At 34.2% G+C, this 1251-nt stretch carries 2 protein-coding genes; both read left to right on the forward strand.

The genetic code is table 11. The features are described from left to right. Positions 1-176: 176 nt before the first annotated feature. Positions 177-317 (forward strand): ribbon-helix-helix domain-containing protein, encoded by a 141-nt coding sequence (locus KA900_RS14530; protein ID WP_031917823.1) that lies wholly within the window; start codon positions 177-179, stop codon positions 315-317. Positions 318-374: 57 nt separating this feature from the next. Continuing rightward, entirely contained in the window at positions 375-965 is a 591-nt protein-coding gene (locus KA900_RS14535) for a replication protein (RefSeq protein WP_204184969.1), read from the forward strand. Positions 966-1251 lie beyond the last annotated feature (286 nt).

Here is a 1251-nt window from a genome sequence, read left to right on the forward strand (position 1 = left end):
GGAAATTCTATTACAAGTAATAATATGGTGGGTTTTGACTTTAGGTTTTCAACACTGGGGTACTACGACCCCCCAGTGTTGTTCATTGTTCACGGTCACTTTTTGTGTATAAACGATTGAATTATGATGTTATTTTGTGTATTATTGACTGTAATAGTTGAAAGGTGGTTACAATTATGAGTAAAAGATTGCAAGTGACTTTGAAAGATGAGATGTCGGAAAAGTTAGATGAATTGGCGAAATATTTAGGAGTTTCAAAAAGTGCGGTAATTGCGTTGGCTTTGCAAGATTTTGATAAAAAACATAAAAATAGATAAAAAAATACTGCCATGTGGCTATGGCAGCATAAACTTGTATTCGGAGGTAATTATATCATGGTAAATAAAGCATCACAAGGTAATGTAAGAACTAGAAATTGGACGTTTGTAATTTACCCAGAAAGTGTTTCTGAAGGTTGGAGAGATATATTAGATGATGAACATATACAATGGGTTGAATCTCCATTACATGATAAGGATACTAATCCAAATGGAGAGATAAAAAAGGCTCATAAGCATATATTGGTTATGTATGATGGTGTTAAAAGTTATAATCAGATATTAGAATTGACCGAAAGAATAAACGCGACTGTTCCACAAAAGTGTGGTTCTGCTAAAGGTCTTGTTAGATATATGTTGCATATGGATAATCCTGAGAAATATCAGTATGATCGTGAAGATATGATTGCTCATGGTGGAGCAGACATTCTAGAGATGTTAAAACCGACGTCTGCAAGTAGATATGAGATGTTTAAAGAAATGACTTCTTTTATAGTTGAAAATGACATAAGAGAATACGAAGAACTATGGATTTATGCTATGGAGCATAGATTTGATGATTGGTTCCCTTTGTTAGCTGATAATGGTACTTTTGCTATAAATACGTTTATAAAATCTAGAAGACATAGAATAAAAGATAACAAATGAATTAGCTAGCCGTTATGGCTAGCTTTTTGCTTTAGCAAAAAAGGGGGGATTGGGGGTTTACCCCCAACAAGTGTATTTGCAGAACGAAATGAGCGTAAGCGAATGAAGTGGCTAGCAAATACGATGCTTGCCAAACCATATTATTACTTGTGATAGGAGAAATACTTTTGACGAACAAAGAAATAATGATAGCCACTTCAGTGGCGATTGGTGCCGGTTTTAAGTTGGATTAATTCCAACTTAACAACCAATCCAAATCATTACTTTCGATATCGTGAAGTCAAAA

This window comes from Staphylococcus sp. GDY8P120P, from assembly GCF_017892065.1.
Classification (GTDB): Bacteria; Bacillota; Bacilli; order Staphylococcales; family Staphylococcaceae; genus Staphylococcus; species Staphylococcus nepalensis.